The organism is Azotobacter armeniacus (assembly GCF_054779355.1).
In genome coordinates this window covers 60,291-72,445 of the sequence record NZ_BAAGYK010000020.1, presented here as the reverse complement: position 1 = coordinate 72,445, position 12,155 = coordinate 60,291, and the positions used below count along the sequence as shown (strand labels likewise).

Genomic DNA, 12,155 nt, shown 5'->3' with positions numbered 1-12,155 from the left:
ACAAGCCTTCGATTTGTTTGAATTGCTCGGCGGTCAGTTGCATGGCACTCGGTCTCAACACTATTTGCTGCATTATAGCAAATAGTGTTAACAGGCCCTAGAGCGGCGGTAAGCTAGCTTCTATCCGGCAGCGGCGGCATGGGAAACGGCGTGACATTCCCGCCTCCCTTCGCCTCGCTGATCCGCGCCGTGCCCAGGCGCTCCACCGCATCGATGCGGACGATCGCATGCAGCGGCACGAAGCTGCGCAGCACGCCGTCGAACTGGGCCCTGAGGCGTTCCTCGCTGGGATCGATCACCATCTGGGTGCGCTCGCCGAAGATGAACTCCTCGATCTCCAGAAAGCCCCACAGTTCGCTCTGGCGGATCTGCTTGGCATACAGCTCGTAGACCTGGCCCTGGTTGAAGAAGATCACCTTGTAGATCGGGGCTTCGCGCTTGCTCATGGGCGGCGGGAAAATCGGCGGAAAGGGACGCGAAGGATAGCACAGGAGCCTCGGGAGACGACCGGCACGGCGCACCGCCCGCCTGGCGTCTCTGGCCGAGCCTCCGGCGGCTACCTATAATGCACGGTCTTTCGAATCACCCAGACCGGACCCCCATGGCCAAGAAGCTTTTCATCGAAACCCACGGCTGCCAGATGAACGAGTACGACAGCTCGCGCATGGCCGACCTGCTGGGTGAACACCAGGCTCTGGAACTCACCGAGAATCCGGCGGAAGCCGATGTCATCCTCCTCAACACCTGCTCGATCCGCGAAAAGGCCCAGGAAAAGGTGTTTTCCCAGCTGGGCCGCTGGCGCGAGCTGAAGCAGGCCAATCCCGCGCTGGTGATCGGCGTCGGCGGCTGCGTGGCCAGCCAGGAAGGCGCAGCGATCCGCGAGCGCGCGCCCTACATCGACGTGGTGTTCGGCCCGCAGACCCTGCACCGCCTGCCGGAAATGATCGACGCCGCGCGTAGCACCCGGCAGCCGCAGGTGGACGTCTCCTTCCCGGAGATCGAGAAGTTCGACCGCCTGCCCGAGCCGCGGGTCGACGGTCCCAGTGCCTTCGTCTCGGTGATGGAAGGCTGCAGCAAGTACTGCAGCTTCTGCGTCGTGCCCTACACCCGCGGCGAGGAGGTCAGCCGGCCGCCGGAGGACGTGCTCGCCGAGGTCATCCACCTGGCCGAGAACGGCGTGCGCGAAGTCACCCTGCTCGGCCAGAACGTCAACGGCTACCGCGGCACGGCTGCCGACGGGCACACCCTCGACTTCGCTGAACTGCTCTATCTGGTGGCCGCCGTCGACGGCATCGACCGCCTGCGCTACACCACCAGCCATCCGCTGGAGTTCTCCGACGCCATCATCCTGGCCCACGCGGAAATCCCCGAGCTGGTGAAGTTCATCCACCTGCCGGTGCAGTCTGGCTCCGACCGGGTGCTGGCGGCGATGAAGCGCAACCACACCGCGCTGGAGTACAAGTCGCGGATCCGCAAACTGAAGGCCGCGGTGCCGGACATCAGCATCAGCTCGGACTTCATCGTCGGCTTCCCCGGCGAGACCGAGCAGGACTTCGCGCAAACCATGCAACTGATCGAGGAGGTCGGCTTCGACTTCTCCTTCTCCTTCGTCTACAGCCCGCGCCCCGGCACCCCGGCGGCGGACCTGCCCGACGACACCGCGGATGAGGTGAAGAAGCAGCGCCTGCAGATTCTGCAGCACCGCATCTACCAGCAGGGCTTCGAAATCAGCCGACGGATGGTCGGCACGACCCAGCGCATCCTGGTCAGCGACTACTCGAAGAAGGACCCGGGCATGCTCCAGGGCCGCACCGAGAACAACCGCATCGTCAACTTCCCCTCGGCCAACCCGCGGCTGATCGGCCACTTCGTCGAGGTGCGCATCGACGACGCCCTGCCCCACTCCCTGCGCGGCAGCCTGCTCGACTGACACCCGCGCCCGGCCCGGCGGACGGCGCCCCGTCGGGTCCGCCCCCGCCATTGAGCAGCATCGACTTCCACCCCGCCGCCGACGGCGCTATTCTCTCTTCATTATCCCGCCGTAGAACGGTTGTCCCCTAAAGCCCTTGAACGCACCCACAGAACCCCGTCGCTTCACCCTCGAACCCTTCGAAGCCCGCCGCTTCGCCAATCTCTGCGGACAGTTCGACGAACATCTGCGCCTGATCGAACAACGTCTGGCCATCGAGATCCGCAACCGCGGCAACCAGTTTGAACTGCTCGGCGAATCGAAACACACCCAGGCCGCAGAACATCTGCTGCGCCGCCTCTACCGGGAAACCCACGGCGTCGACCTGTCGCCGGATCTGGTCCACCTGTTCCTCCAGGAATCGGGCATGGAGACGCTAGCCGACCCCCGGGCCGAAGCCGGCGTCGCCCTGCGCACCCGCAAGGGCTTGATCCGCCCGCGTGGCGCCAACCAGCAGCGCTACGTCAAGGCGATCCTCGACAACGACATCAACTTCGGCATCGGCCCGGCCGGCACCGGCAAGACCTACCTCGCCGTGGCCTGCGCGGTGGACGCGCTGGAGCGCGAGCAGGTGCGGCGCATCCTGCTGGTGCGTCCGGCGGTGGAAGCCGGCGAGAAGCTCGGCTTCCTGCCCGGCGACCTGGCGCAGAAGATCGACCCCTACTTGCGGCCGCTGTATGACGCTCTCTACGAGATGCTCGGCTTCGAGCACGTCGCCCGACTGATCGAAAAGCAGGTGATCGAGATCGCCCCGCTGGCCTACATGCGCGGACGCACCCTGAACAACAGCTTCATCATCCTTGACGAGAGCCAGAACACCACCCTGGAACAGATGAAGATGTTCCTCACCCGCATCGGCTTCGGCTCCACCGCGGTGATCACCGGCGACGTGACCCAGGTCGATCTGCCGCGCGGCACCAAATCGGGGCTGGCCCATGTGATCGAGGTGCTACGCGACGTGCCGGGGATCAGCTTCACCCACTTCCAGCCCAAGGACGTGGTGCGCCACCCGCTGGTGCAACGGATCGTCGAGGCCTACGAGCGCTTCGAGGAGCTCCATCCGGCCCGCCCCCAGGGCGAGCCGCGCCAGGAAGGACGCCGCGATGCTTGAACTGGACCTGCAGGCGGCCAGCGGCCGGCCGCTGCCCGCCGAGAGCGACTTCCGCCGCTGGTGCGAACTGGCCCTGCGCCAGCGCAGCGCCGACTCCGAACTGACCATCCGTCTGGTCGACGAGGCAGAAGGCCGCGAATTGAACCGTACCTGGCGGCACAAGGACTACCCGACCAACGTGCTGTCCTTCCCCGCCGACATCCCCGACGGGCTGCTGGACATCCCGCTGCTTGGCGACCTGGTGATCTGCGTGCCGGTGGTCGAGCGCGAGGCGGCCGAACAGGGCAAGCTGCCGGACGCCCACTGGGCCCACCTGGTGATCCACGGTTGCCTGCACCTGCTCGGCTACGACCACCTCGAGGACGCGGAAGCCGAGGAAATGGAAGCCCTGGAACGGGATTTGCTGGCTGAACTGGGCTATCCCGACCCCTATGACGGCGACGACCTGCCCGAACCCACGGGCACTATGAGCGAAGGAAGATGAGCGACGATCGATCGAGCAACGGGCAATCCTGGCTGAGCAAACTCACCCAGGCCTTTGCCCACGAACCCCGCAACCGCCAGGAACTGCTGGATATCCTCCACGAAGCGCACGAGAACGAGCTGCTCGACAGCGAGGCGCTGACCATCGTGGAGGGCGCCATCCAGGTCGTGGACCTGCAGGTCCGCGACATCATGGTCCCACGTTCGCAGATGATCATCGTCAAGGCCTGCCAGACGCCCCAGGAATTCATGCCGACCATCATCGACGCCGCCCACTCGCGCTATCCGGTGATCGGCGAAAGCCTCGACGACATCGTCGGCATCCTGCTCGCCAAGGACCTGCTGCCGCTGCTGCTGCGCAATACCGGCGAGGCCTGCGCCTGCGAACTCAAGCAGCTGCTGCGCCCGGCGACCTTCGTCCCCGAATCCAAGCGCCTCAACGTGCTGCTGCGAGAGTTCCGCAGCACCCACAACCACATGGCCATCGTCATCGACGAGTACGGTGGCGTCGCCGGCCTGGTGACCATCGAGGACGTGCTCGAACAGATCGTCGGCGACATCGAGGACGAGCACGATGTCGAGGAGGACAGCTACATCAAGGAGCTGCCCAGTGGCGACTTCGTGATCAAGGCACTGATGCCGATCGAGGACTTCAACGAGCGCTTCGATAGCCAGCTTCCCGACAGCGAGTTCGACACCCTGGGGGGCTTGGTGGCCCATGCCTTTGGCCATCTGCCCAAGCGCAACGAGACCATCGACGTCGGCGACTTCCGCTTCCGCGTGCTGAACGCCGACAGCCGGCGCATCCACCTGCTGCGCCTGTCTCCCCCGCGCCACTGAGCGCACCCGACAGAGCCCTGCGCGCCGCGCAGGGCTCTGTCCTTTTGTCAACGGACCGTCATGGCATGCCGCGGGCCGCTCCATTAAGCTTGCGCCGCCTCTTCCCAAGCAAGGATTCCCGATGCGCTGGATCACCCGCCCCGGCTGGCCGGGCAATCTACTGGCCCTGGCCGCTGGCGCCCTGACTCCCCTGGCCCAGGCGCCGTTCAACGTCTGGCCGCTGGCGCTGCTGTCCATCGCCCTGCTCTACCTGGGCCTGCGCGAGCTGGCGCCCAGGGCAGCGCTGTGGCGCGGCTGGTGCTACGGCTTCGGCCTCTACGCTGCCGGCACCAGCTGGATCTACATCAGCATCCACGACTACGGCGCCGCCTCGCTGCCGCTGGCCGGCCTGCTCACCGTCGGCCTCATGCTCGGCCTGGCGTTCTTCTTCGCGCTGCCCGCCTGGCTGTGGAGCCGCTGGCTGCGCCGGGCCGGCGCGCCGCTGGCCGACGCCCTGGGCTTCGCCGCCCTCTGGCTGGCCCTGGAGGGCTTTCGCGGCTGGTTCCTCACCGGCTTTCCCTGGCTCTATGCCGGCTACAGCCAGGTCGAGGGCCCGCTCGCCGGCCTGGCGCCGATGGGCGGGGTCTGGCTGCTGTCCTTCGTCCTCGCGCTGTCCGCGGCGCTGCTGGTCAACCTGCCGTGCCTGGGCCGTCGGCCACTGGCACTGGCCGGAGCCCTCGTCCTGCTGCTCGCCCCCTGGGGACTCGGCCTGGCGCTCAAGGGCCATGCCTGGACCCATCCCGCCGGCGCGCCGCTGAAGATCGCCGCGGTGCAGGGCAACGTGCCGCAGAATCTCAAGTGGGACCCGGAACAGCTCACTGCCCAGTTGATGCTCTACCGCGACCTCACCCTGCAGCGGGCCGGCACGGTCGATCTGGTAGTCTGGCCGGAAACCGCCGTGCCGATTCTCCAGGAGTATGCCGAGGACTACCTCGCCGGCCTGGACCGCTACGGACGCACGCGCAACATCGCGCTGCTCACCGGGGTACCGATCCGCCAGCACAACGCGCAGGGCGAGCCGCGCTATTACAACGGCATCACCGTGGCCGGCGAAGGCACGGGCACCTACCTGAAGCAGAAGCTGGTGCCCTTCGGCGAATACGTGCCCCTGCAGGAGCTGCTGCGCGGGCTGATCACCTTCTTCGACCTGCCGATGTCCGACTTCGCCCGCGGCCCGGCCGACCAGCCGCCATTGCAGGCCCGCGGCTGGCAGATCGCCCCCTACATCTGCTACGAAGTGGTCTATCCGGAATTCGCCGCCAGCCTGGCCGCGCGGAGCGACCTTCTGCTCACCATCAGCAACGACGCCTGGTTCGGTACCTCCATCGGCCCCCTGCAGCACCTGCAGATGGCGCAGATGCGCGCCCTGGAAGCCGGCCGCTGGATGATCCGTACCACCAACAACGGCGTCACCGCGCTGATCGATCCCTTCGGGCGGATCGCCAAGCGCCTGCCGCAGTTCCAGCGGGCCGTGCTCTACGGCGAGGTGACACCGATGCAGGGGCTCACCCCCTACCTGCAGTGGCGCGTCTGGCCACTGGCGACCCTCGCCGCCCTGCTGCTGGGCTGGGCGCTGCTGCGCCGGCGGGCCGAACCGTCCGCGGCAGGCAGCCCGGCCGTCGAGGCTCAACGGTAGAGGAGCGGATAGAGCAGCCGCCCCAGCGTCTCGTTGAGCAGCAGGCCGTTCTGCCACAGCGCCCGCCCCTCTGGCAGCCAGCCGCCCAGCGGACGCCCGTTGGGTACGCCGAGAAAGCCCGCCGGGGCCGGCAGCACCGTGAAGCCGGCCCGCTCGAAGCACCAGCGCGCCCGCGGCATGTGCCAGGCCTGGGTCACCAGCACCACCCGGTGGATGCCCTCCGGCTGCAGCAGTTCGGCGCTGTAGCGGGCGTTCTCCCAGGTCGTGCGGCTGCGCTCCTCGCGCCAGCGCAGCGCCAGGCCATGGTCCCGCGCCAGCACCTCGCCGAGCAGCGCCGCCTCGCTGGGCGGCTGGCCGAAATGCAGGCCGCCGCTGGCCAGCAGCGGCAGGCCCGAGGCCCGCGCCAAGCGAGCGGCATAGCGCAGCCGCTCGAGCGCCAGCGGACTCGGCTGGTCGCCGCCCCAGGCCGGATCGCCGCGCTCACGGCCGCCGCCCAGCACCACGATGGCCTCGGCGCGCTGCGCCAGCTGAACCCACTGCGCCTCCGCCAAGGCCGGCTCGCGCTCGATGGCCTGCGCCGCCCACTCCACCGTCACCGGCAGACTGAGTAGCCACAGCCCGCTCACGCCGAGGGCGAAACACAGCCCGGCCGCCCAGGGCGCGCGGCGGCGCAGCCACCAGCCGAGGACCAACACGAGCAACAGGCCGGACGGTGGCAGCAAGAGTTGTTTGAGCAGGTAGCGAAACGGCATCGGCACCTCCGCACGAGGTGCGCAGCCTAGCACGGCCGGCGCCGCTGACCGACCCGGAACAGCCGCGAGGCGCACGCCGGACAGGCCGCGATGCTGCCCGCGCGGCGCTGCCGCACGGCCCGTCCGCACAACGCGCAGAACAGCCGCGCATGACGCAGTGGGCGGATCCGCCGTGGCACAGCCAAGCTGCCGGTCGCAGCGAAGGCGCGGGCGACATGCTCCTGGCGCTCGATCAGCGCCAGCTCCTCAGCCGCCGCCTGCCAGCCGCGCAGCCACTGCACGTCCTGCCGCAGGTAGGCGCGGATCAGCGCCCGCTCGGCGGGCGACAGATCGTGCAGCTCCAGTACACCCGGCTCCTGCCCGCCGCGCCAGCGCACGGCCTCGGCTCCACCGAGGGCGCAGGCGATCCGCTCGATCAATCGACGGTACAGTCCGCCATTCGCTCTCGCCTCGTCCATCCCACACCTCGACACCGAGAGAAACGACACCCCCTCACCTGAGCTTAGCGGCCGTCCCCGCCGCGAGCGGCCACTGCGACAAACGGCGGCAGACCGCCATCGGCGGCCGCCCCGCGCTGGCTTGGTGTTTCCCATGGCCGAGGCACCTCATGTATGCTACCGGGTTTTCCAACGCCCTCTTTTCCAGCGCCAGCAGACCATGCACGAACAGTATCAGCCCCGCGAGATCGAAGCCGCCGCGCAGTCCCTTTGGGATGCCCAGAAATCCTTTGAAGTGCGCGAGCAGCCCGGCAAGGACACCTTCTACTGCCTGTCGATGTTCCCCTACCCCAGCGGCAAGCTGCACATGGGGCATGTGCGCAACTACACCATCGGCGATGTGATCGCCCGCTACCAGCGCATGCAGGGCCGGAACGTGCTGCAGCCGATGGGCTGGGACGCCTTCGGCATGCCGGCGGAAAACGCCGCGATGAAGAACCAGGTGGCGCCGGCCAAGTGGACCTACGAGAACATCGCCTACATGAAGTCCCAGCTGAAAAGCCTGGGCCTGGGCATCGACTGGTCGCGGGAAGTCACCACCTGCAAGCCGGACTACTACCGCTGGGAGCAGTGGCTGTTCACCCGGCTGTTCGAGAAGGGCGTGATCTACCGCAAGAACGGCACCGTCAACTGGGACCCGGTGGACCAGACCGTGCTGGCCAACGAGCAGGTCATCGACGGCCGCGGCTGGCGCTCCGGCGCGCTGGTCGAGAAGCGCGAGATCCCCATGTACTACTTCCGCATCACTGCCTATGCGGAAGAACTGCTGCAAAGCCTCGACGAGCTTCCCGGCTGGCCCGAGCAGGTCAAGACCATGCAGCGCAACTGGATCGGCAAGAGCTTCGGCGCCGACATCGTCTTCGACTATGACGTCGCCAGCATCGGCGAAGCCGGCCAGCTCAAGGTCTACTCGACCCGCCCGGACACCCTGATGGGTGCCACCTACGTCGCCGTTGCCGCCGAGCACCCGCTGGCCCAGCGCGCCGCGGCCGGCAACGACGAGCTGGCTGCCTTCATAGCCGAATGCAAGGCCGGCTCGGTGGCCGAGGCCGACATGGCCACCATGGAGAAGAAAGGCCTGGCCACCGGCCAGTTCGTCGTTCACCCGCTGACCGGCGATCTGCTTCCAGTATTCGTCGCCAACTATGTACTGTGGGGCTATGGCGAGGGCGCGGTGATGGCCGTGCCGGCCCACGACGAGCGCGACTTCGAGTTCGCCAACAAGTACGGCCTGCCGATCAGGCAGGTCTACGCCGCCGAGGGCAAGGACTTCAGCGCTGCCGAGTGGCAAGCCTGGTATGCCGACAAGGAAGGCCTGATTACCGTCAACTCCGGCAAGTACGACGGCAAGCCGTTCACCGAAGCCTTCGATGCCATCGTCGCCGACCTGGAGGCCTGCGCCCACGGCGCGCGCAAGACCCAGTTCCGCCTGCGCGACTGGGGCATCAGCCGCCAGCGCTACTGGGGCTGCCCGATCCCGATCATCCACTGCAACAGCTGCGGCGACGTGCCGGTGCCGGAAGACCAGTTGCCGGTGGTGCTGCCCGAGGACGTGGTGCCGGACGGCACCGGCTCGCCGCTGGCCAGGATGCCGGAATTCTCCGAATGCAGCTGCCCGAAATGCGGCAAGCCGGCCAAGCGTGAGACCGACACCATGGACACCTTCGTCGAGTCGTCCTGGTATTACGCCCGCTACGCTTCGCCCACCTACGACCAAGGCATGGTCGACCCGCAGGCGGCCAACCACTGGCTGCCGGTGGACCAGTATATCGGCGGCATCGAGCACGCCATCCTGCACCTGCTCTACGCGCGCTTCTTCCACAAGCTGATGCGCGACGAGGGCCTGGTGTCCTCCAACGAGCCGTTCAGGAACCTCCTGACCCAGGGCATGGTGGTCGCCGAGACCTACTACCGCACCCTGGAAAACGGCGGCAAGGACTGGTTCAACCCAGCCGACGTGGAAGTCGAGCGCGACGCCAGGGCCAAGGTGATCGGCGCCAAACTCAAGTCCGACGGCCTGCCGGTGGAAATCGGCGGCACCGAGAAGATGTCCAAGTCGAAGAACAACGGCGTCGACCCGCAGGCGATGATCGACGCCTATGGCGCCGACACCTGCCGCCTGTTCATGATGTTCGCCGCCCCGCCGGAGCTTTCCCTGGAGTGGTCCGACGCCGGCGTCGAGGGCGCCAGCCGCTTCCTGCGCCGCGTCTGGCGTCTGGCTCAGTCCCATGTCGCCGCCGGCCTGCCGGGCGCGCTGGATACCGGCAGCCTGAGCGATGCGCAAAAGGAGATCCGCCGCGCCATCCACCTGGCCATCAAACAGGCCAGCCAGGATGTCGGCCAGCACCACAAGTTCAACACCGCCATCGCCCAGGTGATGACCCTGATGAACGTGCTGGAGAAGGCGAAGGCCGAAAGCGAACAGGACCGCGCCCTGCTCCAGGAAGGCCTGGAAACCGTGGCCCTGCTGCTGGCGCCGATCACCCCGCACATCTGCCACGCGCTGTGGCAGGCGCTCGGCAAGGACGGCCTGATCATCGACGCCACCTGGCCGGCGGTGGACGAGTCCGCCCTGGTTCAGGACAGCCTGACCCTGGTGGTGCAGGTCAACGGCAAGCTGCGCGGGGAAATCCAGGTGCCGGCCGCCGCCGCCCGCGAGGAGATCGAGGCCGCTGCCCGCGCCAACGAGAACGTGCTGCGCTTCACTGAGGGCCTCGCCATCCGCAAGGTCATCGTGGTGCCGGGCAAGCTGGTCAACATCGTCGCCAATTGATGCGCCGTCCCGGCGGCAAGACGCCGCCGGGGTCACTCGAAGGGGAAACCAGATGATCAAACGGAGCCTCGCGCTCATCGCCCTGACCAGCCTGCTCGGCGCCTGCGGCTTCCAGCTGCGCGGCACCGGCGATACCGGGCGCATCGCCCTCACCGAGCTCAACCTGACTGCCCGCAACGCCTACGGCGAGACCCAGCGGCTGCTGCGCCGCCAGCTCGAAGCCAGCGGAGTCAAGTTATATGCCGGCGCGCCCTATGAGCTGGTACTGGCCCGCGAGAGCGAGGAACGCCGCACCGCCAGCTACACCAGCTCGGCACGCAGCGTCGAATACGAGCTGACCACCACCCTCGAATACGAACTGCTCGACGCCCGCAAGCAGTTGCTCGGCAGCAACGAGCTGGAGGTGCAGAAGGTCTATGTCCATGACCAGAACAACATCACCGCCTCGACCCAGGAAGCCCAGCAGCTGCGCGAGGAGATGCGCCGCGAGATGGTCCAGCAACTGATGCTGCGCCTGCAGCAGCTCACCCCGGAGCGCATCGCCCAGATGGAGCAGATTGCCAAGGAGCGCGCCCAGGCCGAAGCGCAGGCCGCGGAGGCGGCCCGCCGCGCCCAGGAACAGCAGGAGGAGGAGGCGCCGCAGCAGTCGCCGCTCGAGCTGCCGCCCATCTTCAACCCGTGACGCCGCCGGGCGGGGCCGCGGCCCCGCTCCTTCCTCCATGAAACTCTCCTCCGCACAACTGCCCAAGCAGCTCAAGGACACCCTGGCGCCGGTCTACGTGGTCAGCGGCGACGAACCGCTGCTCTGCCAGGAGGCCTGCGACGCCATCCGCGGCGCCGCCCGCGCCCAGGGCTTCACCGAGCGCCAGGTGTTCAATGCCGACGCCGGCTTCGACTGGAACCAGCTCTACGAGGCCGGCGCCAGTCTGTCGCTGTTCGCCGAGAAGCGCCTGCTGGAGCTGCGCATCGCCAACGGCAAGCCCGGCGATAAAGGCGCCGCAGCGATCCTCGAATACCTGGCCCGTCCCGCCGAGGTCAACCTGCTGCTGATCAGCCTGCCCAAGCTCGACGCCGCCACCCAGAAGAGCAAGTGGGCCAGGGCGCTGCTCGACGGCCCGCAGGTGCAGTTCGTCCAGGTCTGGCCGGTCGACGTCCAGCAGCTGCCGCAGTGGATCCGCCAGCGCCTGGCCCAGGCCGGGCTGGCCGCCAGCCAGGAGGCGGTGGAGCTGATCGCCGCCCGCGTCGAAGGCAACCTGCTGGCCGCCGCCCAGGAGATCGAGAAACTCAAGCTGCTCGCCGAGAACAACCAGGTCACGGCCGACACCGTGCAGGCCGCGGTAGCCGACAGCGCCCGCTTCGACGTCTTCGGCCTGCTCGACGCCGCTCTCGCCGGCCAGGCCACCCACGCCCTGCGCATGCTCGACGGGTTGCGTGGCGAAGGCGTGGAAACCCCGGTGATCCTCTGGGCGCTGGCCCGCGAGCTGCGCCTGCTGGCCACACTGGCGCAGCAGTACGCCCAGGGCGTGCCGCTGGAGAAGGCCTTCGCCCAGGCGCGCCCGCCAGTCTGGGAAAAGCGCCGCCCGCTGCTCTCCAGGGCCCTGCAGCGCCATCCGGCAGGACGCTGGAACCAGCTGCTGCGCGAGGCCCAGCTGATCGACGCGCAGATCAAGGGCCAGGCCGAGGGCGAGCCGTGGAACGGCCTGGCCCGGCTGGCCCTGGCCATCGCCGGCCAGCGTCTGCCACTGCCGCCGGAGTTCTGAGATGCGCGCCAACCCTATCATGAGTGCGCCGGGCGGCTTCGAGCAGCTCGCGCACGGGCTTGTGCAGATCCTCGTCCTGTGGGCGTCCTGGACTGAACACGTAGATTTGAGTAGCGGATAAAAGAAAAAGCCGGCGCGCTGGAGAACGGCAGGCCGGCAAGTTTGCTATAGAAGCAGAAAGCACAGTGAAGTATGCAATGTACCCGGATGCTGCGTTGTGTCACTGTGACATGGCGTCACTGCGGCAGGGTGACTCAACCATGAGCCATGGTTATGTAAGAAGAGACAACTTCTC

Annotated in this window: 11 protein-coding genes; 8 read left to right on the top strand and 3 right to left on the bottom strand. The window is 67.6% G+C overall.

Features of this window, described 5'->3' with window-relative positions; all coding sequences use genetic code 11:
* Window positions 1–113: 113 nt before the first annotated feature.
* Window positions 114–446, bottom strand: coding sequence for a DUF1820 family protein (locus ACYVD0_RS05100; RefSeq protein WP_460425799.1), 333 nt, complete (start codon window positions 444–446; stop codon window positions 114–116).
* Between the two features lie 155 nt (window positions 447–601).
* Here ACYVD0_RS05100 and miaB point away from each other — a divergent pair, with 155 nt between their 5' ends.
* The 5 genes from miaB (at window position 602) to lnt (ending at window position 6,078) form a co-directional block, all read left to right on the top strand.
* The gene (miaB, locus tag ACYVD0_RS05095; RefSeq protein WP_460425798.1) at window positions 602–1,930 is read left to right on the top strand and encodes a MiaB/RimO family radical SAM methylthiotransferase; all 1,329 of its coding nucleotides are present in this window, start codon (window positions 602–604) and stop codon (window positions 1,928–1,930) included.
* Between the two features lie 136 nt (window positions 1,931–2,066).
* On the top strand, window positions 2,067–3,080 hold the full coding sequence (locus ACYVD0_RS05090) for a PhoH family protein (RefSeq protein WP_460425797.1): 1,014 nt from the start codon (window positions 2,067–2,069) through the stop codon (window positions 3,078–3,080).
* Complete coding sequence (ybeY, locus tag ACYVD0_RS05085) at window positions 3,073–3,564, top strand: rRNA maturation RNAse YbeY (RefSeq protein WP_460425796.1); 492 nt, start codon at window positions 3,073–3,075, stop codon at window positions 3,562–3,564. Before ACYVD0_RS05090 ends, ybeY begins: the two co-directional genes overlap by 8 nt.
* Window positions 3,561–4,403 (top strand): HlyC/CorC family transporter, encoded by an 843-nt coding sequence (locus ACYVD0_RS05080; RefSeq protein WP_460425795.1) that lies wholly within the window; start codon window positions 3,561–3,563, stop codon window positions 4,401–4,403. Before ybeY ends, ACYVD0_RS05080 begins: the two co-directional genes overlap by 4 nt.
* A 121-nt stretch (window positions 4,404–4,524) precedes the next feature.
* On the top strand, window positions 4,525–6,078 hold the full coding sequence (gene lnt / locus ACYVD0_RS05075) for an apolipoprotein N-acyltransferase (RefSeq protein ID WP_460425794.1): 1,554 nt from the start codon (window positions 4,525–4,527) through the stop codon (window positions 6,076–6,078).
* Here lnt and ACYVD0_RS05070 read toward each other — a convergent pair.
* On the bottom strand, window positions 6,069–6,830 hold the full coding sequence (locus tag ACYVD0_RS05070) for a YdcF family protein (RefSeq protein ID WP_460425793.1): 762 nt from the start codon (window positions 6,828–6,830) through the stop codon (window positions 6,069–6,071). The two genes, lnt and ACYVD0_RS05070, sit on opposite strands and share 10 nt — an antisense overlap.
* Before the next feature lie 26 nt (window positions 6,831–6,856).
* A complete protein-coding gene (locus ACYVD0_RS05065; protein WP_460425792.1) occupies window positions 6,857–7,288 on the bottom strand; it encodes a zinc ribbon-containing protein in 432 nt (143 codons plus the stop codon).
* A gap of 199 nt (window positions 7,289–7,487) precedes the next feature.
* On the opposite strand from ACYVD0_RS05065, the gene leuS reads away from it, so the two are divergent.
* From leuS to holA, 3 genes are read left to right on the top strand one after another with little or no spacing between them, the layout of a single operon-like run.
* On the top strand, window positions 7,488–10,100 hold the full coding sequence (gene leuS / locus ACYVD0_RS05060; RefSeq protein ID WP_460425791.1) for a leucine--tRNA ligase: 2,613 nt from the start codon (window positions 7,488–7,490) through the stop codon (window positions 10,098–10,100).
* 52 nt (window positions 10,101–10,152) lie between these two features.
* The gene (locus ACYVD0_RS05055; RefSeq protein ID WP_460425790.1) at window positions 10,153–10,782 is read left to right on the top strand and encodes an LPS-assembly lipoprotein LptE; all 630 of its coding nucleotides are present in this window, start codon (window positions 10,153–10,155) and stop codon (window positions 10,780–10,782) included.
* A 37-nt stretch (window positions 10,783–10,819) separates the two neighbouring features.
* Window positions 10,820–11,860 (top strand): DNA polymerase III subunit delta, encoded by a 1,041-nt coding sequence (gene holA / locus ACYVD0_RS05050; protein WP_460425789.1) that lies wholly within the window; start codon window positions 10,820–10,822, stop codon window positions 11,858–11,860.
* The last annotated feature ends 295 nt before the right edge of the window (window positions 11,861–12,155 follow it).

Excerpts from the sequence above, each read along its gene's own strand:
- ACYVD0_RS05100 (WP_460425799.1), bottom strand. The coding sequence starts at position 446 with ATGAGCAAGCGCGAAGCCCCGATCTACAAGGTGATCTTCTTCAACCAG.
- miaB (WP_460425798.1), top strand. The coding sequence starts at position 602 with ATGGCCAAGAAGCTTTTCATCGAAACCCACGGCTGCCAGATGAACGAG.
- ybeY (WP_460425796.1), top strand. The coding sequence starts at position 3,073 with ATGCTTGAACTGGACCTGCAGGCGGCCAGCGGCCGGCCGCTGCCCGCC.
- ACYVD0_RS05080 (WP_460425795.1), top strand. The coding sequence starts at position 3,561 with ATGAGCGACGATCGATCGAGCAACGGGCAATCCTGGCTGAGCAAACTC.
- lnt (WP_460425794.1), top strand. The coding sequence starts at position 4,525 with ATGCGCTGGATCACCCGCCCCGGCTGGCCGGGCAATCTACTGGCCCTG.
- ACYVD0_RS05070 (WP_460425793.1), bottom strand. The coding sequence starts at position 6,830 with ATGCCGTTTCGCTACCTGCTCAAACAACTCTTGCTGCCACCGTCCGGC.
- ACYVD0_RS05065 (WP_460425792.1), bottom strand. The coding sequence starts at position 7,288 with ATGGACGAGGCGAGAGCGAATGGCGGACTGTACCGTCGATTGATCGAG.
- leuS (WP_460425791.1), top strand. The coding sequence starts at position 7,488 with ATGCACGAACAGTATCAGCCCCGCGAGATCGAAGCCGCCGCGCAGTCC.
- ACYVD0_RS05055 (WP_460425790.1), top strand. The coding sequence starts at position 10,153 with ATGATCAAACGGAGCCTCGCGCTCATCGCCCTGACCAGCCTGCTCGGC.
- holA (WP_460425789.1), top strand. The coding sequence starts at position 10,820 with ATGAAACTCTCCTCCGCACAACTGCCCAAGCAGCTCAAGGACACCCTG.